At 69.4% G+C, this 21,701-nt stretch carries 23 protein-coding genes; 9 read left to right on the plus strand and 14 right to left on the minus strand.

The genetic code is table 11. The features are described from left to right. Positions 1-3 precede the first annotated feature (3 nt). Together EPO51_RS12580 and EPO51_RS12585 are read left to right on the plus strand one after the other, a co-directional pair. A complete protein-coding gene (locus tag EPO51_RS12580; RefSeq protein ID WP_293350947.1) occupies positions 4-1,035 on the plus strand; it encodes a purine nucleoside permease in 1,032 nt (343 codons plus the stop codon). Then, positions 1,032-2,360, plus strand: a complete 1,329-nt coding sequence (locus tag EPO51_RS12585) for an NCS2 family permease (protein ID WP_293350950.1) — start codon at positions 1,032-1,034, stop codon at positions 2,358-2,360. Before EPO51_RS12580 ends, EPO51_RS12585 begins: the two co-directional genes overlap by 4 nt. On the opposite strand, the gene EPO51_RS12590 is transcribed toward EPO51_RS12585, so the two are convergent. Continuing rightward, positions 2,357-3,826, minus strand: a complete 1,470-nt coding sequence (locus EPO51_RS12590) for an amidohydrolase family protein (RefSeq protein ID WP_293350953.1) — start codon at positions 3,824-3,826, stop codon at positions 2,357-2,359. The two genes, EPO51_RS12585 and EPO51_RS12590, sit on opposite strands and share 4 nt — an antisense overlap. 72 nt (positions 3,827-3,898) lie before the next feature. Between EPO51_RS12590 and EPO51_RS12595 the strand changes: the two genes are divergently transcribed. Further along, the gene (locus EPO51_RS12595; RefSeq protein ID WP_293350956.1) at positions 3,899-4,321 is read left to right on the plus strand and encodes a cupin domain-containing protein; all 423 of its coding nucleotides are present in this window, start codon (positions 3,899-3,901) and stop codon (positions 4,319-4,321) included. Here EPO51_RS12595 and EPO51_RS12600 read toward each other — a convergent pair. Genes EPO51_RS12600 through EPO51_RS12640 form a run of 9 tightly spaced genes read right to left on the minus strand, consistent with a single transcriptional unit; the run spans position 4,318 to position 13,189 of the window. Further along, a complete protein-coding gene (locus EPO51_RS12600; protein WP_293350959.1) occupies positions 4,318-4,857 on the minus strand; it encodes a Pycsar system effector family protein in 540 nt (179 codons plus the stop codon). The two genes, EPO51_RS12595 and EPO51_RS12600, sit on opposite strands and share 4 nt — an antisense overlap. Positions 4,858-4,907: 50 nt before the next feature. Continuing rightward, complete coding sequence (locus tag EPO51_RS12605) at positions 4,908-5,510, minus strand: nitroreductase family protein (RefSeq protein ID WP_293350962.1); 603 nt, start codon at positions 5,508-5,510, stop codon at positions 4,908-4,910. After that, the gene (gene rutC / locus EPO51_RS12610; RefSeq protein ID WP_293350965.1) at positions 5,510-5,899 is read right to left on the minus strand and encodes a pyrimidine utilization protein C; all 390 of its coding nucleotides are present in this window, start codon (positions 5,897-5,899) and stop codon (positions 5,510-5,512) included. Before rutC ends, EPO51_RS12605 begins: the two co-directional genes overlap by 1 nt. Before the next feature lie 12 nt (positions 5,900-5,911). Further along, positions 5,912-6,634, minus strand: a complete 723-nt coding sequence (gene rutB / locus EPO51_RS12615) for a pyrimidine utilization protein B (protein ID WP_293350968.1) — start codon at positions 6,632-6,634, stop codon at positions 5,912-5,914. Then, positions 6,621-7,697: a pyrimidine utilization protein A gene (gene rutA / locus EPO51_RS12620; protein WP_293350971.1), complete on the minus strand. Its 1,077-nt coding sequence runs from the start codon at positions 7,695-7,697 to the stop codon at positions 6,621-6,623. The genes rutB and rutA overlap by 14 nt, the downstream gene beginning before the upstream one ends. Before the next feature lie 60 nt (positions 7,698-7,757). Further along, positions 7,758-8,567, minus strand: a complete 810-nt coding sequence (locus tag EPO51_RS12625; protein ID WP_293350974.1) for an LOG family protein — start codon at positions 8,565-8,567, stop codon at positions 7,758-7,760. A gap of 18 nt (positions 8,568-8,585) precedes the next feature. Beyond that, positions 8,586-9,881 (minus strand): hypothetical protein, encoded by a 1,296-nt coding sequence (locus EPO51_RS12630; RefSeq protein WP_293350976.1) that lies wholly within the window; start codon positions 9,879-9,881, stop codon positions 8,586-8,588. A gap of 10 nt (positions 9,882-9,891) precedes the next feature. Beyond that, a complete protein-coding gene (locus tag EPO51_RS12635; RefSeq protein ID WP_293350978.1) occupies positions 9,892-10,938 on the minus strand; it encodes an alpha/beta hydrolase family protein in 1,047 nt (348 codons plus the stop codon). 4 nt (positions 10,939-10,942) lie between these two features. Beyond that, the gene (locus EPO51_RS12640; RefSeq protein ID WP_293350980.1) at positions 10,943-13,189 is read right to left on the minus strand and encodes a TonB-dependent receptor; all 2,247 of its coding nucleotides are present in this window, start codon (positions 13,187-13,189) and stop codon (positions 10,943-10,945) included. A gap of 253 nt (positions 13,190-13,442) precedes the next feature. Here EPO51_RS12640 and EPO51_RS12645 point away from each other — a divergent pair, with 253 nt between their 5' ends. Then, positions 13,443-14,153 carry a hypothetical protein gene (locus EPO51_RS12645; RefSeq protein WP_293350982.1) on the plus strand — a complete coding sequence of 237 codons (711 nt, stop codon included), beginning with the start codon at positions 13,443-13,445 and terminating at the stop codon, positions 14,151-14,153. On the opposite strand, the gene EPO51_RS12650 is transcribed toward EPO51_RS12645, so the two are convergent. The 3 genes from EPO51_RS12650 to EPO51_RS12660 are packed head-to-tail and all read right to left on the minus strand — an operon-like array spanning position 14,150 to position 16,911. Continuing rightward, the gene (locus tag EPO51_RS12650; protein WP_293350984.1) at positions 14,150-14,671 is read right to left on the minus strand and encodes a hypothetical protein; all 522 of its coding nucleotides are present in this window, start codon (positions 14,669-14,671) and stop codon (positions 14,150-14,152) included. The two genes, EPO51_RS12645 and EPO51_RS12650, sit on opposite strands and share 4 nt — an antisense overlap. Beyond that, on the minus strand, positions 14,668-15,354 hold the full coding sequence (locus EPO51_RS12655) for a TetR/AcrR family transcriptional regulator (RefSeq protein ID WP_293350987.1): 687 nt from the start codon (positions 15,352-15,354) through the stop codon (positions 14,668-14,670). Before EPO51_RS12655 ends, EPO51_RS12650 begins: the two co-directional genes overlap by 4 nt. A gap of 3 nt (positions 15,355-15,357) precedes the next feature. Next, a complete protein-coding gene (locus tag EPO51_RS12660; RefSeq protein WP_293350990.1) occupies positions 15,358-16,911 on the minus strand; it encodes a sulfatase in 1,554 nt (517 codons plus the stop codon). A gap of 87 nt (positions 16,912-16,998) precedes the next feature. On the opposite strand from EPO51_RS12660, the gene EPO51_RS12665 reads away from it, so the two are divergent. After that, on the plus strand, positions 16,999-17,907 hold the full coding sequence (locus EPO51_RS12665; RefSeq protein WP_293350993.1) for a LysR family transcriptional regulator: 909 nt from the start codon (positions 16,999-17,001) through the stop codon (positions 17,905-17,907). Positions 17,908-17,917: 10 nt separating this feature from the next. On the opposite strand, the gene EPO51_RS12670 is transcribed toward EPO51_RS12665, so the two are convergent. Beyond that, the gene (locus EPO51_RS12670) at positions 17,918-18,568 is read right to left on the minus strand and encodes a 2-hydroxychromene-2-carboxylate isomerase (RefSeq protein ID WP_293350996.1); all 651 of its coding nucleotides are present in this window, start codon (positions 18,566-18,568) and stop codon (positions 17,918-17,920) included. Positions 18,569-18,646: 78 nt separating this feature from the next. On the opposite strand from EPO51_RS12670, the gene EPO51_RS12675 reads away from it, so the two are divergent. The 4 genes from EPO51_RS12675 (at position 18,647) to EPO51_RS12690 (ending at position 21,673) form a co-directional block, all read left to right on the plus strand. Then, complete coding sequence (locus EPO51_RS12675) at positions 18,647-19,657, plus strand: MBL fold metallo-hydrolase (RefSeq protein WP_293350999.1); 1,011 nt, start codon at positions 18,647-18,649, stop codon at positions 19,655-19,657. 44 nt (positions 19,658-19,701) lie between these two features. Continuing rightward, positions 19,702-20,061 (plus strand): sensor histidine kinase, encoded by a 360-nt coding sequence (locus EPO51_RS12680; RefSeq protein ID WP_293351135.1) that lies wholly within the window; start codon positions 19,702-19,704, stop codon positions 20,059-20,061. A 93-nt stretch (positions 20,062-20,154) separates the two neighbouring features. Beyond that, a complete protein-coding gene (locus EPO51_RS12685) occupies positions 20,155-21,024 on the plus strand; it encodes an alpha/beta fold hydrolase (protein WP_293351002.1) in 870 nt (289 codons plus the stop codon). 82 nt (positions 21,025-21,106) lie between these two features. Next, positions 21,107-21,673, plus strand: coding sequence for an NADPH-dependent FMN reductase (locus EPO51_RS12690; protein ID WP_293351005.1), 567 nt, complete (start codon positions 21,107-21,109; stop codon positions 21,671-21,673). The last annotated feature ends 28 nt before the right edge of the window (positions 21,674-21,701 follow it).

Raw genomic sequence — 21,701 nt, forward strand, 5'->3', positions numbered from 1 at the left:
CGCGTGCTTCGTCTCGTCGCTGTCATCGCCTGCCTGCTCGCGCCCTTGCCGGCGCTGGCCCAGGCCAAGCCCATCCCGATCAAGGTGGTGGTGATCGCCGCCTTCGAGATCGGCGCGGACACGGGCGACAAGCCCGGCGAGTTCCAGCACTGGGTCGAGCGGTATCCGCTGAACCAGACGGTGAAGATCCCCGGCGTCGAGCGTCCGGCGCGCCTTTCGAACGACGGCGTCCTGGGGATCACCACCGGCATGTTCGGCCGGGCGCGGGGCTCGATGGCCGCTCTGCTGGCCGACCCGCGCTTCGACTTTTCCCGGAGCTATTTCCTGATGGCGGGCATCGCCGGGGTGGATCCCAAGGCGGGGTCGATCGGCAGCGTGGCCTGGTCTGACTGGGTGGTGGACGGCGATCCGGTCTACGAGATCGACGACCGCGAGATCACGCCCGGCTGGCCGTGGGGCCTCTACGCCTTCAACGCCAGCGGCCCGGCCGAGAAGGGCAGCGGCGAGGGGGCGAGCGGCATGGCCTGGCGCCTGGACCCGGGATTGACCCAATGGGCCTACCAGCTGACCCGCGACACACGATTGCCCGACGGTTCGAAGCTGGCCGCGGAGCGCGCCGGCTTCCGGGCCGAGGCCGCCGCCCAGAAGCCGCCCCATGTCTTCGTCGGCGCGAGTCTGGCGACGGTCCGCTTCTGGCATGGCGTCCGACGGACGCAGTGGGCGCGCGAATGGGTCCGGCTGCAGACGGACGGCGCCGGTGCCTTCGCCATGAGCGATGGCGAGGACCAGGCCGTGCTCGACACCCTAAACCTCTTCGCCAGGGACGGCCGCGTCGACCCTCGCCGGGTCCTCGTCCTGCGGGCCGCCAGCAACTACACCTGGCCGGGCGAGGGAAAGCCGATGCGCATCGAATTCGCCGACGGCGGCTCGGACGCCGGGTTCGAGGCGGCTTACCTCGTCGGAGCTCCGGTCGTGAGGGCGCTGGTCGCCGGCTGGCCCACCTACGAAACCACCCTTCCCAAGGCCAGGCCGTGAGCGTCCTCGACAAGACCTTCCAGCTCCGCGAGCGCGGAACCAGCGTCCAGACCGAGGTGCTGGCCGGCGCCACCACCTTCCTGACCATGGCCTATATCGTGCTGGTCAATCCGGCGATCCTCAGCACCACCGGCATGCCGCTGGCAGGCGTCGCGGCGGCGACCTGCCTGGCGGCCGGCGTCGGCTGCCTGCTGATGGGCTTCCTCGCCAACTACCCGATCGCGCTCGCGCCCGGCATGGGCCTCAACGCCTACTTCGCCTTCACCGTCGTCGGCGCCATGGGCATCCCGTGGCAGACGGCGCTGGGGCTGGTCTTCGTCTCCGGCGTGCTGTTCTTCGTGCTGACCCTGGTGGGCGTGCGGCAGCTGATCGTCAGCGCGATCCCCAGGGCCCTGTTCTCGGCCATCGCGGCGGGCATCGGCCTATTCATCGCCTTCATCGGCCTGCGCGGCGCGGGGCTGGTGGTGGCCAATCCGGCGACCCTGGTGGCGCTGGGCGACATCCATGCGCCCGCCACGGTGCTGGCGCTGCTGGGCCTGGCGATCCTGTCGGTCCTGCTGGTGCTGAAAGTGCGCGGCGCGATCTTCATCGGGATCGTGGCGACCGCGGTCCTGGGCTGGGTCCTGGGCCTCGCGACCTGGGCGCCGCAGCCCTACAGCCTGGAAGAAATGACGGGCACGGCCCTCAAGCTCGACATCCCGGCGGCGCTCGGCGTCGGCGGCCATGGGTTCGGCCTGGCGCTGCTGGAGATCCTGTTCGTCTTCCTGTTCGTCGACCTGTTCGACAATGTCGGCACCCTGGTCGCGGTCTCCAAGAAGGCCGGGCTGTTGCGCCCGGACGGTTCGATCCCGCGCCTGAACCGCATCCTGTTCGCCGACGCCGGGGCGACGGTGGTCGGCTCCCTGGCCGGCACCTCGACGGTCGTCAGCTACATCGAGAGCGCCTCAGGCGTCTCAGCCGGCGGCCGCACCGGCCTCACCGCCGTCGTCACCGGCCTCCTGTTCCTGGCCACCCTGTTCGTCGCCCCCTGGGCCCAGGTGATCCCGGCGGCGGCCACCGCGCCGGCGCTGATCCTGGTCGGCGCGATGATGATGGCGCCGCTGACCGAAATCGATTGGGACGATCCGGTCGTGTCGATCCCGGCCTTCCTGACCTTGGTCACCATCCCGCTGACCTTCTCCATCGCCAACGGCCTGGCCTTCGGCGTGATCGCCTATGCCGTGCTGAAACTGGCCAGCCGCCGCGTGGCCAAGGCCGACTGGTTGCTCTTCGCGCTGGCGGCGCTGTTCGTGGCCCGGTTCGTCTACATGGCCTTCGAGGCCTAGAAGCTCGCCTCGAACGCCTTCAGCAGCCGCTCGTGCCGCCACTGCTCGCGGGCTTTGTCGCTCTTGGCCACGAGGTCTGCGCAGGCGCCCCTGGGCTCCGCGTTCCCGACCTGTCCGGCGCAGGCCGCGACCGGTTTCCGATAGACGTTGGGATCGGCCCAGAGCCCCTCGCCCGCCAGGAAGCTGAAGGCGATCCCGTTGCGGGCGGCCGTCTTCAGGTCGCCGTACCCGGCGCCCGTCTTCACCGCCAGGGCATAGTCGCCCGACAGGTCGCTACGCAGGATGCCAGCGTCGTCGGTGGACAGCGCCACCGGCACGCGCCGCTTCCGCAGCCAAGCGTAGGGGTGGTCCTCGGGCTTCACGCCCAGGATCTCGCGGTTCGAGATCGGGTTGACCTCCACCAGCACGCCCTTCGCCGCCATCTCCGCCGCCAGCGCCTCGGCGCCCGTCTCGTGGGGCAGGTCCACGCCGTGACCGATCCGCCGCGCGCCGGCCACCCGCACGGCGGCGGCGACGTGGTAGCTCAGCGTCTCGGGAGGCGCGACGTCCAGGGTCAGCTCGCCGGCGTGCAGCGCCACCGGCGTCGTGCGGCCGCGGTCGGTCAGCAGGTCCACGATCTTCATGTGGGTGTCGTAGTGGGTCACTGCGTCCTGGCTGTCCTCGGGCGCCACGAGCTGCAGGCCGACCCAGCGTCGGTCCGCCGCGACGGTCGCCACGCCAAGCTGGAGCTGGGCCATGGTCTCCTCGGGCTTGCCCTGGCGGATGGCCTGGAAGAGGAAGCGCACGGTCACCTGGCAGCCCGGCCTGGCTTCGGGCGTCCCACACCTCAGCACCTCGCGGGCGCGAGCCTGCATGGCGTCCGTGTTGGCGACCACCGTGGGGACCAGCTTCTCCAGTCCCGCCTCGCTGAGCGCCGCCCGCGTGGCCGCCGGATCGCCTTTCCACCCGACCCGCGCGCCCAGGCTGCGGGACGGGAAGAACTGCGGCGTCACCATCAGCTCCAGGTAGAAGGTGTTCTGCCGCGCCAGGTCGCCCATCACCACCGCCAGCGCGTCACCCTCCCGCGAAGGCTTCATGCCCATGCGGCTGAACGACGAGAAGAACTGGTCGTGGCCGGACCGGTCCCGGAAGCCGGGATGGCGGGTGCTGAGGCTATCCACCACCAGCGAGCGCAGGGCCTCGTCGGCGATCACCGCCGCCGCCGGCTTGAAGTCGGGACTTGCGCACGCCGGCCGGATCGCCAGCGCGGTCATGTCCACGCACAACCCGTCCTCGGCAGCCCAGTTCAGCAGGGTCTCGCCGTAGATCGCGCCGGAGAGATGGTTGTGCAGCTCCCCGCCCTTGGGGAACGCTTTCATGAAGGCGGCGAGTTCCCCGGCGCCCATCTTCGAAAGGTCGGGCGTCGCGGCGGCGGCCGGCGCGGCCATGGCGAGCGCGCAGATCAGGCCCAGCAGGATTCGTTTCATGGGGCATGAAGGCGCCCGACCTCGCCTCCCCGGTCAAGCTCCGGCTGGCGCAACGGGCGAACTGGCGCTCTGATGGCCGCGATGAGCACCGCCGCCGACCTGATCGACCGCCTGGGCCTCAGGCCCCACCCCGAGGGCGGCTGGTACCGCGAGACCTGGCGCTCGGAGGCGACAATGCCGGACGGGCGAGCGGCGGGGACCTCGATCCTGTTCCTGCTGGAGCATGGCCAGCACTCGCACTGGCATCGGGTGGACGCCGAGGAGCTGTGGATCTTCCAGGCCGGGACCCCGCTGAAGCTGCGCACGGCAAGTGACGGCGCGATCGTCGAGACCCGCCTGGGCCCGGAGGCCGGCCAGTCGCCGCAGCACCTGGTTCGCACGAGCGAATGGCAGGCGGCGGAGGCCGACGCGGGCTGGTGCCTGGTGGCCTGCGTCGTGACGCCCGGCTTCCGCTTCGAAGGCTTCGAACTGGCGCCGCCGGGCTGGGAGCCCTAACGCCCGAACAGGGCCAGGAAATACGGGGTCACGAAGGCGACCAGGCTGGCCGTGAGCCCCGCCAGCAGGATGCGATAGGCGTAGCCGAGGTAGAGGTACTTCTTGAACGCGAGCACCTTGCCGTTCTGATAGATGTCGCGCGCGAAGGCCTCGTAGACGGTCTTCGGATCGGCCAGCACCGTGAACAGCCGCTCGATGAACTCCTCCTCCGGCACCTGGGTGAAGGAGCCGAAGAACAGTAGGTTGGCCGGGCCGTCGGGCCGTGGCGGCGTCTTCACCGAGGGCAACACGGCCAGCACCGCCAGGAAGGCCGACGCGAAGGCCGCGCCCCCCAGGATGAACAGCGGCAGCGGCCGGGCCACGTTGTGGATCTGGCTGATCGAGACGGTGAAGATCACGAAGGTGGCGGCCAGCACCATGTTGGCCTTCTGGTCGGCCATCTGGCTGAGCTGGTACTGCACCTGCTGGGCTGTGCGCAGCAGGTGGACGCCGTCGGTCGCGAAGGTCGGCCGCGGCGCGGCCGGTTGGTCTTGCATCTCACTCCCCCCAAACAACACCCGCGACGAGGGCCCGAACCCCGTCGCCGCTACGCCCTGAACCGCCCCTCGAACGCGAAGCTGGACACCGGGTTACGCGGACTCGGCGCCTCGCGCGACCGATAGGGTTCCTCCAGGATCGCCGCGTCGGCGGGCCGCCCGACGGCGATCGCCGCCTCCACCCGGTACTGGTCCTCCGCAACGCCCAGCACCTCGTAGGACCGGGGCAGGTCGAAGCCCGCCATTCCGTGGGCCGCCCAGCCGATGTGGCTGGCCTGCAGCGCCAGGCACGCCCAGGCTGCTCCGGCGTCGAACGAATGGCTGTGGACCAGCGCCGGCTCCCGGCCCTCGACCCGTCTGTAGCGGTCCGAGATCGCGTAGATCAGCACCGAGGCCTGCTTCACCCAGGCTTGGTTGTACGGGATCAGCACGTCGAACAGCCGGTCCCAGGCCTCGGTCCCCTTGTGTGCATAGACGAACCGCCAGGGCTGGCCGTTGAACGCCGAGGGCGCCCAGCGGGCCGCCTCGAACAGGCCCATCAGCAATTCGTCCGGCATCGGCTCGCCGGTGAAAGCGCGGGGCGACCAGCGGTGCAGGAACATCGGGGCGACGTCGTGGTCGGCCACCCGGCCGTTGGCTTCGGGACCCGCCATCAGCGCTTGCCGATGTAGGCGATGCTGGCGATCTCCACCAGGAAATCCGGCCGCACCAGGCCGCAGACGATGCAGAACCGCGCCGGCTTCTCGCCCGGGAAGAACTCAGCGTAGACCTTGTTCATGGCCGCGTAGTCCGCCCAGTCCTTCAGGAAAATGTGGTTCATGGTGACGTCTTCCATCGTTCCGCCCGCGGTCTCCACGACGGACTTGATGGTCTCCAGCACCTGCCGCGTCTGGGCGGCCGCGTCGCCGACGTGGGCGACGTTGTTGTCCTTGTCGAAGGCCAGGGTTCCGGAGACGTAGACGACGCCGTCGGCCAGGGTCCCGGGCGAGAAGGGTGCGATCGGCGTGCCGGTCCCCGGCGGGGTGATGACGGTCTTGGGCATTCTGGCTTTCCTCTAGGATCCCGGCGGGGTCTGGCCGACCGCCCCGCAGAAGTCGGCGGTGTTCGACACCCAGCCGAAGAACTTCTCGACGTTGTAGACCGTGGCTTCCTGCAGGAAGGCCGGGCCGGCCTGATGGGTCGCGTCCTCGATTAGCACGCCGAAGTACTCGCGGTGATAGCCGTCGCGCAGGGTGCTCTCCACGCAGACGTTGGTGGCGATGCCGCAGAAGGCCAGGTTCCGGATCCCCCGCGCCCGCAGCATCGAGTCGAGCGCGGTGTTGTAGAAGGCCGAGTAGCGGGGCTTCTCGATGACGATGTCGCCGGCCTCAGGCTTCAGCCGGTCGACCAGGGCGTAGTCCCAGGTCCCCTTGGCCAGCAGCGTGCCTTCCAGTTCCGGCCTGTCGCGCATGGTCTTCAGCGCGTTCGACTTCCACCAGTTGGGCGAGCCCGGCCCACCGGCCTCCTGGTACTTCGGGTCCCAGCCGTTCTGGAAGAACACCACCTGGACGCCGGCCTTGCGCGCCGTCTCCACCAGCACCGCGATCCTGTCGATCACCGCCGCCGCGCCGGCGATATCGAAACCGGCGATGTCGAGGTAGCCGCCCGCGCTGGCGTAGGCGTTCTGCATGTCCACCACGATGAGCGCCGTGGCCTTGGGATCGATCGGCAGATTCTCCGGCCGCGCCGGCAGGGTCACCGCGCCGTCGATGGGGACGGTAGGCCTAGGCTGCGACATGCTTCCTGCTCTTCATCAGGGGCTGGATCTTCGATCCGAAGTTCTCGACGCCCTGCACGAAGTCATCGAACACCAGCAGGACGCCCGCTGTGCCAGGGACCTCGGCCACCTCGTCCAGCATCCGGGCCACGCTCTCAAACGAGCCCACCAGCGTGCCCATGTTGAGGTTCACGGCGGACTCCGGCGCGGCGAGTTGGGTGGTGTTGGTGTTGCTGGTCCCGCCCTGCGCGTTCGGGGCAGCCTGGTTCGTGAGCCATTGCAGCGCCCCTTGGTCGGCGCCCTCGCGATAGACCCGCCACTTCTCCAGCGCCGCCTCGTCGGTCTCGTCGGCGATGATCATGAAGAGGATGTAGGCGGCCACGTCGCGGCCGGTCTTTTCCTTGGCCGCCTCCAGCCGCTTGTTCACCGAGGCGAAGGCGGTGGGCGTGTTGGTCCCCTTGCCCAGGGCGAAGCTGTAGTCGGCGTACTGCGCCGTGAAGGCCAGGCCCTCGTCGCTCGAGCCGGCGCAGATGATCTTCACGCCGGGCGTCGGCTTGGGGCTGACCCGGCAGTCGTTCATGGTCAGGTACTTGCCCTTGAAGTCCGAGACGCCGGTCTCCATCAGGCCCTTCAGCACCGTCGCGTACTCGGCGAGGTAGTTGTAGCGGTCCGAATAGTGGCTCTCGCCCGGCCACAGGCCCATCTGGTCGTACTCGGCCTTCTGCCAGCCGGTGACCAGGTTGATGCCGAACCGGCCCGGCGCGATGGAATCGATGGTCGAGGCCATCCGCGCCACGATGGCCGGCGGCATCGTCAGCGTCGCCGCCGTGGCGAAGATGTTGATCTTCGTGGTCACCGCCGCCAGCCCCGCCATCAGGGTGAAGCTCTCGAGGTTGTGCTCCCAGAACTCGGTCTTGCCCCCGAAGCCCCGCAGCTTGATCATCGAGAGCGCGAAGTCGAAGCCGTAGCCCTCGGCCTTCTGGACGATCGTCTTGTTCAGCTCGAAGCTCGGCATGTACTGCGGCGAGGTCTCGGAGATGAGCCAGCCGTTGTTGCCGATCGGAATGAAGACGCCGATGTCCATAGTCGCCCCTTGGTCCAGCCCGCCAGTTGGCGCCGCCGCGCCGGCGCGCGCAAGCCTGTGCTAGGCCAGATCGTGTCCGTCGGCCGGCGGAGGGTCCGGGATGTCCTCATAGGGACGCAGGCCGCCGGCCAGAAGGCAGCTCCAGACGTCCTCCGGCGTCTCGGCGAAGCGGAACAGGTCGAGGTCGGCCTTGGCGATCATGCCCGCCGCGATCAGAGCCTCGAAATTGATGATCGAGCGCCAGTAGCCCTCGTCGAACAGCACGATGGGCATCGCGGGCGACTTGTCCGTCTGGCGCAGGGTCAGAATTTCGAACAGTTCGTCCAGCGTGCCGAAACCGCCCGGGAAGACCACCAGGGCGCTGGCCCGCATGGCCAGGTGCATCTTGCGCATCGCGAAGTAGTGGAAGCGGAAGGTCAGCTCGGGCGTGGAGTAGTTGTTCGGGTACTGCTCGTGCGGCAGGGTGATGTTGAGGCCGATGGACGGCGCGCCGACGTCGGTGGCGCCGCGGTTGGCGGCCTCCATGATGCCGGGTCCGCCGCCGGTGCAGATCACGTTGAAGCGCTCGCCCTTCGCCGACAGGTGGGCGCCCCCGCGTTTGGAAGCGATGGCGGCGAACTCGCGCGCGGCGCCGTACCAGCGCGGGTGCGGATCCGGACCGTCCTCGCGGATCCGGGCCGACCCGAACACGACGATGGTGGAACGGACGCTCCAGTTGCGCAGCGCCTCGTCGACCTTGGCGAACTCCAGCAGGAAGCGGACCCCCCGCATCGAGGGGCCCATGATGAAGTCCTGGTCGGTCGACGCGAGGCGATAGGTGGGCGACGCCATCTGCGGCGCGGCGGGATGAGGCGGCTGAGTCTCGGTCATCCCGTTAATGTAGGCGGATCAGGCCGGCTTCGTCAGCGCGCGCTCGATCACCTGGGCGAAAGCGTCCGCCACGGGCGGGACAAGAGACGCTGAAACGCAGCGCAGGTCGTCGCCGCGGGCGTGGTGGAAGCGGTGGCTGCCGAAGATGCCCATGGCCGGGTCGTAGCCGGCCCGCACGATGCTCGCCAGTTCGCCGGCCGTCTGCTTCGGATCCACGGGATAGGTCTGCTCGAGCCCCGGCTGGCCGGCGAAGGCGGCCTTGCAGGCGTCGACCAGATGCGGGCTGGCCAGCAGATAGCGCTGTGGGTCGGCGCTGGGCAGCGGGGCGAGTTGGGCGCCGCGCTCGTGCCAGTCCCGCGCGGCGACATTCGCGCCCAGGTGGACCCACAGCGCGGTGTCGGCGGGCTTCGGGGCGAGATGCTCGATGAATTGCTCGCCGCCGGCGTACTCGTACTCGTGACCGCTGGTCGCCACGAGGGCCAGATTGACCGGAAGCCTGGCCTTGGCCGCCCATTCCACGAGCAGCAGCCAGGCCGCCAGGCCGGACCCGCGCTCGCCGACGCAGCCGAACCAGCCCGAGCGCGGAGTGGAGATCACCAGGGTCTTCGCCGCTCCCCGCTTGAGGGTCGCCGTGACGTTCCAGGCCGGGCGACGGAAGGAACGGCCGGCCATCCGCAGCGTCGCGGTCGCCCCCTTCGCGGCGGCCTCGACGAAGGGATCGGCCTCCCGCGGCGCGAGCACGCCCACGGGAATGTCGAACAGCGGCTTGTCGACCGGCGTGTTGAGCGCCAGGCCTTCGCCCGTGGGGCCGGTGGTGACCACCACGGCGGCCTTGGCGCCGGCCGCGACGGCCGCCTTCACCCGTCGCTCGACCTCGCCCTTGGCCGTTGACCAGCGGGCGTAGGGCAGGACCAGCAGGGCGATCTCGCCCTGGCCGCGGTTCGGGACGAAGAGGCGGCCGGTCAACCCCGGCGTCGGCACGACGATCGCCTGGGGAATCAGACACGCCTGGGCGTCCTCAATCGACAGCGTCGGCGCTTCGCCCTCATAGGCCGGGACCTCGAACGGCTGTCGCTCGCAGGCGTAGCCCAGGGCCTTCAGCTGGCCTTCCAGCCACTCGCCGCAGGCGATGTCGCCCGGTCCGCCCGCCGCCTTGTCGCCGAAGCCGGCGTAGCGCTCGAGGACGCCCATGGCCTGGGTCTCCGACCCGCCGGCCTTGGCTGGGGCCCCGGCGGCGGACCCGGCGGCCAACAATGTCGCCCCGACGCCCAGGATGGCGCGGCGGGAGGCGGAAAGCGGTGCGTTGGAATCCATGCGCTGCAGGCTAGCGGAGGCCGTCCACCGGCGCGATGGGCGTCGGCGGTCCGCAGCGCTGGGCCTTCACATAGCCGTCGCCCGCGCCGGCGATCCGTTTCGGAAGCGCGCAGAGCTCGGCGGCGGCGGCCTTGTCATCCTTGAGATAGGCCCGCCAGAACCGGATGGTCTCGGCCTTCACGATCTCCATCTGCGGCGGATCGATGGGCTTGAGTTGGCCCGTCGTCACGCGACGGCCGCCGAACAGGGCATGGTCGGCGTCGGTCAGGACGATCAAATACTGGTCGGCCCCCTTGATGGCCTGGAACGGCGTCGTCCGCTCGAAGGGGTTCTTCTCCAGGTCGAAGGGCGTCGTGTCCGCCGTGCCGGTGAAGTGCAGCATCGGGGTCTTCACGGCGGCGAAGGCCGTCGAGGGATCGTCGCCGCGCGGCTTGTTCGGGCTGTAGACGATGGCCGCCTTGATCCGCGGCTCGGCGAACCTTGTCTGCGGCGTCGCGCCCAGCACCCGCTGGCCCACCGCCACCAGGGTGGACAGCGCCCCGTACGAATGGCCCGACATCCCTACCCGGTTCATGTCCGCCTTAGGCCCAAGCACTGGGTCCCTGGCGACCTGGTCCAGGGCGAACGGCAGGTCGCCGTAGCGGGCCTGGGCCACCTGCGGGTTCATGGCCGTCCGGCCTGTGGCCACGACGCCGGCCTCGGTCGCCGGCCGGCCCCCGCTCCCCAGGATGCCGCTGTCCGACCCCGCGTGCTGCAGGCACACCACCAGGAATCCGGCCTCGGCCACCGCCTGCAGGATGTAGGTCGAGGCCTCGCGGTTGCCGCCCAGGCCGTGGCTGTGCACCACCACCGGGAACGGCCCCGAGCCCTTGGGCACATAGGCCTTGAACGGCACGACCCGGCCGCCGCGCGCAGGGTCGGTCCACTCGCCCCGGACGATCTCGACGCTCGAGGCCGCGACGGTCGTGGCGGGTTGCTGCGCCAAGGCGGCCGCGGGCCCCGTCGCCGGCGCGAGGGCCAGCGCGGCGACGAGCAGAAGGGCGGCGCGCCGGTTCATCGGCCTACCACGTGTAGCGCAGCTGGGCGCCCCAGGTGCGCGGCAGGTTGTACCGACGCACGTCCCCCGTGGCCGTCGGGGCGTGGAAGACCAGATAGTTCTCCTGTCCCGCGTTGTTCACGAAGCCGGTCAGGTCGAACTGCTTCCAGCTGACGCCGGCCCGCAAGTTGAACAGCACATAGTCGTGCAGCAGCGTGGTCTGGTTGGCTTCCTGCACCCCGCCCTGGCGGGCGTTGCCGTTCAAGTTGACGTAGCCGCTGACGTCGTCGGTGATGTCGTGGCGATAGTTGGCGCTGAACGTCTGCGTCCACTTGGGCTGCTGCGGTTGCTTGTAACCGTCGAAGCGGCCGCCGGTCACATGGCCGCCCTGCCGCGATCCGCCCACGGTGACCCGCAGGTTGCCACCGGCCACCTCAGCCCGCGCCGTCGCCTCGACCTCGATACCCCAGAGCGTCGCCGGCCCGGCGTTGAACGCATAGGAGGTCGCCTGGACGGGGCATGCGGGATTGCTGACGGAGCACCCGTTGTCGCCCTGGATCACCAGGTTCTTGTAGTGGTTCGAGTAGCCTGCGGCGGTGACGTAGATGTTGGACGCCAGGTTGCCCTTGAACCCGACCTCGTAGGCGGTGACCGTCTCGTTGTCGAACTCGGCCGGCGGCGCCAGCGCCGGATTCTGCCGCGGGTCCCCCAGGTTGCCGTTGAAGCCGCCAGCGCGGTAGGCCGAGCCGATCTTGGCATAGACCATCACCACGGACGTCGGCTTGTAGGCCACGGTCGCCGTATATGAGACGTTGCTCTGCGTGCGCGAGCCGGTCGGGTTGACGTTGGCCGCCGTGACGGGAATGTCGCTGACGAACAGAAACTGCCGCGACAGGAAGTCCCGGTCATCGTGCGTGTAGCGCAGGTCGCCCGAGACCTTCAGTTGCTCCGTCAGATCATAATCCAGCGAGCCATAGACGGCGTAAGACGAATAGCGCGACCGGCCGCGCGTGTTGGTCCCGAAGTTGTTGCTGGCCGCCGTCGGCGTCTTACCCAGGATGTTCGACGTCGTGTCGTTGAGCAGATACCACTCGCCGCCCGCCACCCAGTTGAACCCGTTCGTCTCGCCGACGAGGTGGGCGTCGTAGTAGCTGATCCGGGCGTGGTCGATCTGGGCGCCGCCCGCGTTGTAGTCGGCCGCCCGGATCGCCGCGAGGCCGGCGGTGGAGACCCGGCCCGGGATCGCCGACAGTGCGGTGAAGAAGTCGCGCGACAGGGCGTCACGATCGTACTGGTTCTGGCCGCGACGGTCGCGCAGGTTGACGATCGTCGACAGCGTGGCCCAGCCGAGATCGGTCGAGGTCGTGAATTCCAGATTGCTGAGGCGTTGCTTACCCGTGGAGTCGGTGTTCGTGGGCAGCTCGTATTTGTCCGTGACATAACCCTGCGGGAAGTTGGCGTTCGGGAACGTCACAACTTGGAAGACGAGGCCCGGCACGTTCTCGTTCGCACGCTCGACCATCAGGTTGGCGGTGAACGGCCCGTTGTCATAGCGCACCTGACCCCGGAAGAACTGACGGGAGGTGGCGTCGGCATACCGATCGATGACGTACGCGTGGTAGAAGCCCTTGTCCTGGTCGCCCAGGGCCGCGCTGAAGCGCGTGGACCAGTTGTCGTTGATGGGCAGGTTGACCGCCATCTCGACTTCGCGCTTCTGGTGCGAGCCAATCGTGCCGAGGACGTACCCCTCGAACTTGTCGGTGGGCCTGGCCGTAACGACATTGACCGAGCCGCCCGATGCGTTCCGGCCGCCCAGGCCCCCCTGCACCCCACGCAACACCTCGACCCGCTGGATGTCGAAGAGGTCAATGCCGGCGAACGTGCGTCCGGCCACGTTGCCGCCGCCGATGTACGCCCCGTTGCGGAAGAGCCCCACGCCCGCCTCGGCGTTCGTGGCGCGCGACGTGCCCGACCCACGGATCGAGACGTCCGAGGTGAGCGCGTTGGACGTGTTGGCGAAGTTCACGCCTGGCGAGTTGCCCAACAGCTGCTGGGCATTGGCCAGCCCACCCTGATCGCGGATCTCTTCGGCGCCGAGGGCGGTGGCCGCTACAGGCACGTCGCGCAGCCGCTCCTCGCGCTTGCGGGCCGTGACCAGCAGTTCTTCGACCTGGATGCCGTCGCCCGGCCTGCCCTGGCCGAACGCGGGCGCGGCGATCGCGCAGCACAGAGCCACGAGCGATGCGCGCGACGTGAGTATCCGCTGGTTCATCTCTTCCCCCTCAACCTCGCCCCGCTGAATCGGGGGCTTATTGCTAGCGTTTAATTCCCAGTCGCCTGCTGGGAATAAAGTCCTGCCACTTGCAGAAAGTCTGGATTGCCAAGCGCGCCCGGCGCCCCGTTACCGCCGAGTGACAGCGATCTGACGCTAGCGGCCCCGAACGCCGATTTCCAATGCCTGCGAGGCTTGGAGCCATAGCGCCTTGTCCGCTTGACGCGCGTGCGGCGCGCCCGAGAGTGGCGCCATGACAAGCCTGGACCGCAGGCGCTGGCTGGCTGGCGCGGGCGCATCGATCGTCGCCCCCGCCATGGCCGAAGCCGCCGGAGGGACGCCGATGTACGACTACCTCTTCCTCGACCTCGAGGCGCCTCCGGGCACGCCGCCGGCCAAGGCCTACGCCGACCATGTGCGCGCCCGCGCCGCCGGGATCGCGACGGCCGGCGGCGAGGTGTTGGGCCTCTTCACGCCGCAGCTCGGCTGGCATGCGCGCCAGGCCGCGCTCCTGGTCGGCTGGCGTCCCGACGCGTCGGGACGCGAGGCCGGGATGGCGGCCCTGCAGACGCTGGAGGGGGTCGGCAAGGCCGAACGCCATCGGATGGCGGCCACGGCCCGGCCGGCCGCGACCGATCGGCCGAAGCCCGGCGGCGTCTATGTCCACCGCTGGTTCGTGATCGGCGCGGACACTCAGGACGAGGTGGTGGCCCTGTCGGTCGAGGGCTGGCGCGACTTCGAGGCCCGGTTCGACACCACGATCTTCGGCCTGTTCGCGGTGGAACGCTCCGCCGCGGACAAGGCGGCCGGCGCCACGCGCCTGCTGCTCGTCACCCGCTACAAGGATCACGGCGTCTGGGAGACCTCGCGCGATCCGTCCACGGCCGCCATGGCCGCCTTCATGCGCCGCCAGAAACTGACCCGCGACACCTGGGCCGCCAGCACCCTGCTGACGGTAGTCTAGGGCGCGAAGCTGGAGCGGCCCTGGATACCCCAGCGGCCGTCCAGGCGGGTCACGATATAGATGCTGTCGAAGCCGCCGATCACCGTGCCGTCCTTGCGGAAGCGGCTGAAGCGGGTGTCGATGTGGACCTTGTCGGCGCCGGCGTGGATGACGTTGCGGCGCTGCCAGGCGGAATGATCCCAATCGGTCAGGGCCCCGGAGGTGAACATCTCGGGCTTGTGGAAGCCGGGGTTGATGATCGTCACCTTGCTGGACGCGAACCGCACATGCGGGAAGTTGAACGTGGCCTCGTAGGCCGCGATGTCGCGCGCGTTGAACGCCTTCATGAAGGCGTCGAGGCGGTCCTGGGCCGCGGCGATCTCGGCGGCGAACTTCGCGTGCTCCGGCGCGACCGGCGGCGCGGCCACCGACTGGCCCAGCGCTGGCGCGGCGGCCATCGAGGCCCCCACCACCCCGGCTCCGAGAATGGCGTCCCTGCGGCTGACCATGGCGATCCCTCCATTGTTGTCGTTGTTCAAGGCGTCTGTCCCTCAGTATCGAACGGCCATTCCTGCTCCGGCGAATCCAGGTTGAGCAGCTCGGCGGCGTTGTGGCGCCAGGCGCGCATCATCTGGCCGCACCAGCGCAGGAAGTGCTCGTCCTTGGCCGGGTCGCCGCGTTCGACCCAGTAGGCCAGGGCGTCGTTGCAGAACGAGATCATCGGCTCCAGCGACAGCTCCAGCAGCGCCGGGCGCGCGGGCCGCGGCGGCGGCCGGTCGGGATACCAGAGGAGGGCGCGCAACCGCTGGCCGGTGCGCTGGCGCAGCGCCGCGTGGGCGGCCTGGTAGGCGGGGTTCTGGTCTCCGTGCCGGACCAGCAGGATGAAGCCGTCCTCGAACGCGCGCGCCGCGCCCAGCGACTTGCGCATCCCGCCGCCGTACCCGCGCCACGGCTTGGCGTCCTCGATCTTCAGCCGGCGCAGGGTCTCGGCGAAGATCCCCTGGATCAGCGCGTCCTTGGACGGGAACCGGCGGTAGAGCACCACCTTGGTCACGCCGGCCGCGGCGGCCACCTGTTCCATCGTCGCGCCGGCGAGGCCGTGCTGGCGGAAGACGCCCGCGGCCACGCGCATGAACGCCTCGCGGCGTTCGGCCTCGCGGGCGTTGCGCGTACTGGCCAGCGGCTCGGCGTCTTCGTTGGCGGCGGCGAGGGCTTTGGGCATCGGTCAGTCGTAAATCTTCAGGAGTACGCCGTCCTGCTTCTTCACCGACTGGCGCATGCTCGTCCATTGGGGCGGGACGTTGCGCTTGTCCCAGGTCTTCAGCTTGGCCTGCAGCTTCGCCACCACGCCGGGATTGGCTTTCGCGACATTCGTCTTCTCGCCGAGGTCGCTCTTGAGGTCGAACAGCATCACGTGCTGGCCGTGCGGCGAGACCGCGGCATGGGTCCCGTCCGGGGTGATCGCCGCGGCGTTGCTGGCCACCTCCGACGGATCGGCGATATTGGCCTCCCACATCTTCCAGTTCCCGTCGCGGATCGCGAAGTTCGGCCCGGCGCGCCAGTAGACCGTGGGGTTCGGAACCCGCCTGTCGGTCCCGGCCACGTACGGGATCAGGTTCACCCCGTCCGTCCCCTTGGGCAGCCTGGCCCCGGCCAGGGCCGCGGCGGTCGGCACGACGTCCAGGGTGGAGACCGTGCGGTCGTCCACCTGCCCCGCCTCGATCCTGCCCGGCCAGGCGACGATGTAGGGCACGCGGACCCCGCCCTCCAGGTGCGTGGCCTTGTGGCCGTTCAGAGGGGCGTTGGAGCAGGCGCCCTGGACATAGGCGGCGCAGCCATTGTCGGAGAGGAAGATGATCAGGGTGTTCTTTTCCAGCCCCTCGGCCTTCAGCTTGGCGCGGATCTCGCCCACCCCGTCGTCCAGCGCCGAGACCATGGCCGCGTAGACCCGCTGGCCCCGGTCGGGCACGTCGCGGTAGCGGTCCAGGTACTTCTTGGTGGCCTGCAACGGCGTGTGCGGCGCGTTGTAGGCGAGGTAGAGGAAGAACGGCCGGTCCTTGTTGGCCCCGATGAACCGGACGGCCTCGTCGGTGAAGGCGTCGGTCAGATATTCCTTCACCTCCACCACCTGCTTGCCGCGCCGCACGGTCGCCACGCTGCGGACATAGGCCATCCGTTCGTCGTCGGTGGCGGTCGGCGGCAGGGGATCGTTGGCCGTGGCGCGGAACGAACCCTCCGACCCGCGGGGGGTGTAGGTGTCGTCGCCCGGCTCGCCCTTCGTGTAGAAGCTGGTAGCGCCGGCCGTGATGCCGAAGAACTCGTCGAAGCCGCGGTCGGTGGGCTGATAGCCATCGGCCTCGCCCAGGTGCCATTTGCCGACCATGCCGGTGCGGTAGCCCGCGGTCTTCAGGATGTCGCCCACGAACGGCTCGGCCAGCGAGACCCCGCCCCGCCGGTCGCGGCCCACCGGATTGAACTCCCACCCGAACCGCTGCTGGTAGCGCCCGGTCAGGATCGCCGCGCGCGACGGGGCGCAGACCGGGTGGGTCACATAGCCGGAGGTGAAGCGCACGCCGTCGGCGGCCAGGGCGTCGATGTTCGGCGTCTTGATGATCTTCGAGCCATAGACCGAGGTGTCGCCGTAACCGAGGTCGTCGGCCAGGATGACGATGATGTTCGGGCGCGGCGCAGCCCTGGCCGCATCGACCGCCGTCGCCGGCGCGCTCGCCGCCGCGCCCAGCGACAGGATCGCTGCGAAGATCAGGGGGGTGCGCTTCATGCCGGGACTCCTCAAGCCGCCGAACGCTAGCCGGATCGTGCGTTCCGATCTGCCCAATTGAGAGACGTGGTGCTATAGCCCACAGGCATGGAGCTCAGGCACCTCGAACAGATTCTGGAAATCTGCCGCGCGGGCGGTTTCAGCGGCGCGGCGCGACGGCTGCAGATCTCGCAACCGACCCTCTCGAAGAGCATCGCGCGGCTGGAGGCGCAGCTTTCCCTGAAGTTGTTCGAACGCACCAACGGCGCGGCGCGGCCCACGGCCTACGGGGCCTTCGTCGCCCAGCGGGCCGAGACCCTGCTCCAGGGCGTGGCCGCGCTTTCCCGCGACCTCGAGCAACTGGCGCGCGGCGAGGAGGGCCGCATCCGGATCGCCGTCGGCCCGGCTTCGCGGCTGAAGCCCCTGCCCGAGCTGCTGCGCCGGATCGCCGTGCGCTTTCCCAAGCTCCACGTCGAGACCGTCCAGGAGACCGGACCGGGCGTGATGAAGGCGCTGCACGACGGCCGCGTGGACATCGCCTTCGGCTATTCCGAGCACGCCGCCCGCTACGGCGAGCTGATCCGCAAGAAGATGTTCGAGGACGCCATCATCCTCGTCGCCCGCCCGGACCACCCGGCCCTGGCCCTGGCCCTGGCCGGGCCGCGTGAACTGCTGGCCTGGCCGTTCGCCCTGCCCAACGTCCTGCCGGGCGTGGAACAGTGGGCCGGCGAGACCACCCGCGAGGAAGGCGAAAACCTGAAGGCCTTCATCAGCGACGACTATTCGCTGATCATCCAGCGGGCGCTGGACACCGACGCCATCGCCATGGGCGCCTCGTTCCTGTTCGAGGAGCATCTGAAGGACGGACGCCTCGCGGCGGTGTCTTCGACCCTGGAGGTCCCCTACGCCTGCTGGATGCTGACCACCGCCGAGCGATGGCGCTCGCCGTTGATCAAGGCCATGGCGGAACTGTCCAAGGCCGCTGTCACCGACAAGGCCTTTAGCGCGGCTGCCTGATAGCCGCCAGCTATGCGCGCTTGGCCAAGCCGGCCTGTTCCATCCGCCATTTGAGCTGGTCGAAACGGTCCTGGCCGAAGAACGGCTCGCCGCCGAACACCATCATCGGCACGCCCCAGTGGCCGGCGGCCCGCTGGTCGACCTGGTTAGCCTCGACGATCTTCGCGAACCGGTCCGGATCTGTGTCCACCGCGGCGCTGAGTTCGGCGTAGTCCAGGCCTGCGCGCTCGGCCGCCCGGGCCAGGTGATCGCCCTCGTGCCAGTTGTCGACCTCGCCGCTCCAGATCGTATGGCTCGCTTCCTTGAGGAACGGCAGCCCCCGGCCCCGCTCCGCCGCCGCCACGCCCAGGTGGGTCAGGCGGTGGATGTAGGGCTGCTCCATGCGATAGCCGACGCCCGGCGCCTGCTGCACCGGGTCCGGCCGCGGCCAGCGGAACGGCAGGCCCAGGAACGCCGCCTCGCGGAACACGTCGCGCATCAGGTACGGCGCCCAAAGCGGATCGCGGCTCTCGAAGAACTCCGGCGTCCGCACCGCCAGCGGATAGACCGGCCGCACGTTGCAGGCCACGTCGTACTCCGCCTCCAGCGCCAGGAGGCGCGGCGCGATCATGTACGAATAGGGCGAGCGGAAGGACCAGTAGAGGTCGTAGCTGATCGTCATCGCGACCTTCCCGTTTGGTGTTTCGCCAGCTGTAGCATAGAAACGTGAATTCCAATTCCGTTTCTGGGGAGAAACGCCATGATCCGCCCCCTCCTTGCCGCCGTCGCGCTGGCCTTGGCCGCCACCACCGCCCAGGCCCAGACCCCCGCGCCGGCCTTCGACGGTCTGAAGGTGATCTTCTGCGGCACGTCGGGGCCGCTGCCGGTCACCGGCCGCGCCAAGCCCTGCACCGCGGTCCAGGCCGGCGGGGCGCTCTACCTCGTGGACATCGGCCCCGAGGCCACCGAGAACCTGATGACCTGGCGCCTTCCGGTGGCCACGGCCAAGGCGGTGTTCATCACCCACCTGCACTCCGACCACATCGGCGACCTGGGCGAGTTCAACCTGCAGAGCTGGGTCGCCGGACGGCCCCAGGCGCTGGCGGTGGTGGGGCCCGCGGGCGTCGACAAGCTCGCGAACGGCCTGAACCTCGCCTACGAAAACGACCACGGTTTCCGCAGGGCGCACCACGAGCACGGCGCCTTCAAGTTCGACCTGGGCGCGGGCCTGCTCCAGCCCAAGATCGTCACCATCCCCAAGCCCGACGGCACGGCGGTCGCCTGGAAGGACGGCGACCTGACGGTGACCGCGATCCGCGTGCATCACGACCCCATCGACCCCGCCTTCGCCTACCGCTTCGACTACAGGGGCCGCTCGGTGGTGGTCAGCGGCGACACCATCAAGTGGGCCCCGCTGGCGGTGGCCGCCAAGGGCGCCGACGTCCTGGTCCACGAGGCCCAGAACAACGGCATGACCATGCAGATGTCCAAGGGCCTGGCGGCCATGGGAAATGCGCGGATGAGTTCGCTGATGGCCGACACCGTGACCTACCACACCGAGCCTGTCGAAGCCGCCGACCTGGCCCGCGCCGCGGGCGTGAAGGCCCTGGTGCTGAGCCACCTCACGCAGGCGGGCCTGCCGTTCTTCACCCCCGAGGCCTTCACCAAGGGCATGGACGACGGCGGCAAGCTGGACTGGCGCCTGGCCAAGGACGGCATGACCATCGAGCTGCCGGCGAACAGCGCCGAGGTCCGTTTCGGCGCCTACTGAGCTCGCCGCTTCATATCATCGTATGAGCGGCGCCGGCCGGGCGGCTGTGTCATAAGAACGCATCAGCCGCCACCCAGCTCCAGCAGGTGGTCGTGAACCTGGCCGCCAACGCGATCCAGGCGATGGCCGGCGCCGACGGGCCGCGGGAGATCCGGGTGCGCACCGCCCTGGACGGCGACGGCCGCGTGGTGGCCACGGTCTGCGACACCGGCCCCGGCGTGGCGCCCGACAACCTGCCCCGCCTATTCGACAGTTTCTTCACCACCAAGGCCGAGGGCATGGGCATGGGCCTGCCGATCTGCCGCACGATCATCGAGACCCATGGCGGAGAGATCTGGGCCCGGAACAACGACGGCGGGCCGGGCGCCTGCTTTGCGTTCACCCTGCCCGCGGCGGAGGTCTGACCGCCCCGGATCAGCGACCCCATACCAAGGTTGAATTGAGACCGTCACGGGCGGGGCGCAGAGTGGCTTCGAGCTTGAAGAGGAGCCCCCCAAATGCCCACGATCACCACCAAGGACGGCGTTGAGATCTTCTACAAGGACTGGGGTTCGGGCCAGCCCATCGTGTTCAGCCATGGCTGGCCGCTGAGCGCGGACGACTGGGACGCCCAGATGATGTTCTTCGCCAGCAACGGCTACCGCGTCATCGCCCATGACCGCCGGGGCCACGGCCGTTCCACCCAGACCTGGGACGGCAACGAGATGGACACCTACGCCGACGACCTGCGCGCCCTGGTCCTGGCCCTGGACCTCAAGGACGCCATCCACATCGGCCACTCCACCGGCGGCGGCGAAGTCGCCCGCTATCTCGGCCGCCACGGGACCGACCGCGCCGCGGCCGCCGTCCTGATCGGCGCCGTGCCGCCGGTGATGGTCAAGAAGGAGAGCAATCCCGAGGGCCTGCCGATCGAGGTGTTCGACGGCTTCCGCGACGCCGTGCTGGCCGACCGGGCCCAGCTCTACATCGACGTGCCCACCGGCCCCTTCTACGGCTTCAATCGCCCGGGCGCGAAGGTCAGCGAGGGCCTGATCCGCAAGTGGTGGCTGCAGGGCATGATGGGCGGCGTGAAGGCCCACTACGACTGCATCAAGGCCTTTTCCGAAACCGACTTCACCGAGGACCTGAAGAAGATCGACGTGCCCGTCTTCCTCATGCACGGCGACGACGACCAGATCGTCCCCTACAAGGACGCGGCGCTGAAGGGCATCAAGCTGCTCCAGAAGGGCACGCTGAAGATCTACCCCGGCCTGCCGCACGGCATGGCCAGCACCCATCCCGACATCATCAACAAGGACCTGCTCGCCTGGCTGAAGGGCGAGCTGGAAACCACCGGCCAGTCTGAGGCGGCGCTCCAGCCCGCCTGACCCTCCCTCCCCCGAGACAGACTGGCCCTGGCGCCGCCGTTCCCCCCGACGGCGGCGCCGTTTTGCGTGCTAGGAAGTGCGCATGGCTGAATCGATCCGAATCCTGGGCGTCGCCGGCAGCTTGCGCCGCGGCTCCCTGAACCGCGCCCTGCTCCGCGCCGCCGCCGAGCTGGCGCCGGACGGGGTCAGCATCGAGGCCTTCGACCTGCTGGCGGTGCCGCTCTACGACGGCGACGTGGAAGCGGCCGGCGATCCCGAAGGCGTGGCCGCGTTCAAGGCGGCGATCCGGGCCGCCGACGGCGTGCTGTTCGCCTGTCCCGAGTACAACCACGGCGTCCCGGGCGTGATGAAGAACGCCGTCGACTGGGCCTCGCGACCGCCGGCCAGCGCCGCGCTGTCGGGCAAGCCGGTGGGGATCATCGGCGCCTCGCCCGGCCAGACCGGCAGCGCCCGCGGCCAGAGCCAGCTTCGCCAGGCCTTCGAGTTCACCAACTCCTACTGCATGCCGCAGCCCGAGATCCTGGTGTTCCGCGCGCACGAGAAGTTCGACGCCGAAGGCCGGCTGGTCGACGAGAACACCCGCAAATACCTGGCCCGTTACCTCGCCGCCCTCGCCGCCTGGATCGGCCGGTTCCGCGACGGGGGCTGACGGCGGGGCAAATCCCCGCGATTGTGGC

This window comes from Phenylobacterium sp. (genome assembly GCF_004297125.1).
Lineage (GTDB): Bacteria > Pseudomonadota > Alphaproteobacteria > Caulobacterales > Caulobacteraceae > Phenylobacterium.

Excerpts from the sequence above, each read along its gene's own strand:
- EPO51_RS12665 (WP_293350993.1), top strand. The coding sequence starts at position 16,999 with ATGGAGCTCAGGCACCTCGAACAGATTCTGGAAATCTGCCGCGCGGGC.
- rutB (WP_293350968.1), bottom strand. The coding sequence starts at position 6,634 with ATGTCGCAGCCTAGGCCTACCGTCCCCATCGACGGCGCGGTGACCCTG.
- EPO51_RS12635 (WP_293350978.1), bottom strand. The coding sequence starts at position 10,938 with ATGAACCGGCGCGCCGCCCTTCTGCTCGTCGCCGCGCTGGCCCTCGCG.
- EPO51_RS12630 (WP_293350976.1), bottom strand. The coding sequence starts at position 9,881 with ATGGATTCCAACGCACCGCTTTCCGCCTCCCGCCGCGCCATCCTGGGC.
- EPO51_RS12660 (WP_293350990.1), bottom strand. The coding sequence starts at position 16,911 with ATGAAGCGCACCCCCCTGATCTTCGCAGCGATCCTGTCGCTGGGCGCG.
- EPO51_RS12625 (WP_293350974.1), bottom strand. The coding sequence starts at position 8,567 with ATGACCGAGACTCAGCCGCCTCATCCCGCCGCGCCGCAGATGGCGTCG.
- EPO51_RS12605 (WP_293350962.1), bottom strand. The coding sequence starts at position 5,510 with ATGGCGGGTCCCGAAGCCAACGGCCGGGTGGCCGACCACGACGTCGCC.
- EPO51_RS12595 (WP_293350956.1), top strand. The coding sequence starts at position 3,899 with ATGGCCGCGATGAGCACCGCCGCCGACCTGATCGACCGCCTGGGCCTC.
- rutA (WP_293350971.1), bottom strand. The coding sequence starts at position 7,697 with ATGGACATCGGCGTCTTCATTCCGATCGGCAACAACGGCTGGCTCATC.
- EPO51_RS12645 (WP_293350982.1), top strand. The coding sequence starts at position 13,443 with ATGACAAGCCTGGACCGCAGGCGCTGGCTGGCTGGCGCGGGCGCATCG.
- EPO51_RS12655 (WP_293350987.1), bottom strand. The coding sequence starts at position 15,354 with ATGCCCAAAGCCCTCGCCGCCGCCAACGAAGACGCCGAGCCGCTGGCC.
- EPO51_RS12640 (WP_293350980.1), bottom strand. The coding sequence starts at position 13,189 with ATGAACCAGCGGATACTCACGTCGCGCGCATCGCTCGTGGCTCTGTGC.
- EPO51_RS12685 (WP_293351002.1), top strand. The coding sequence starts at position 20,155 with ATGCCCACGATCACCACCAAGGACGGCGTTGAGATCTTCTACAAGGAC.
- EPO51_RS12670 (WP_293350996.1), bottom strand. The coding sequence starts at position 18,568 with ATGACGATCAGCTACGACCTCTACTGGTCCTTCCGCTCGCCCTATTCG.
- rutC (WP_293350965.1), bottom strand. The coding sequence starts at position 5,899 with ATGCCCAAGACCGTCATCACCCCGCCGGGGACCGGCACGCCGATCGCA.
- EPO51_RS12675 (WP_293350999.1), top strand. The coding sequence starts at position 18,647 with ATGATCCGCCCCCTCCTTGCCGCCGTCGCGCTGGCCTTGGCCGCCACC.
- EPO51_RS12600 (WP_293350959.1), bottom strand. The coding sequence starts at position 4,857 with ATGCAAGACCAACCGGCCGCGCCGCGGCCGACCTTCGCGACCGACGGC.
- EPO51_RS12590 (WP_293350953.1), bottom strand. The coding sequence starts at position 3,826 with ATGAAACGAATCCTGCTGGGCCTGATCTGCGCGCTCGCCATGGCCGCG.
- EPO51_RS12690 (WP_293351005.1), top strand. The coding sequence starts at position 21,107 with ATGGCTGAATCGATCCGAATCCTGGGCGTCGCCGGCAGCTTGCGCCGC.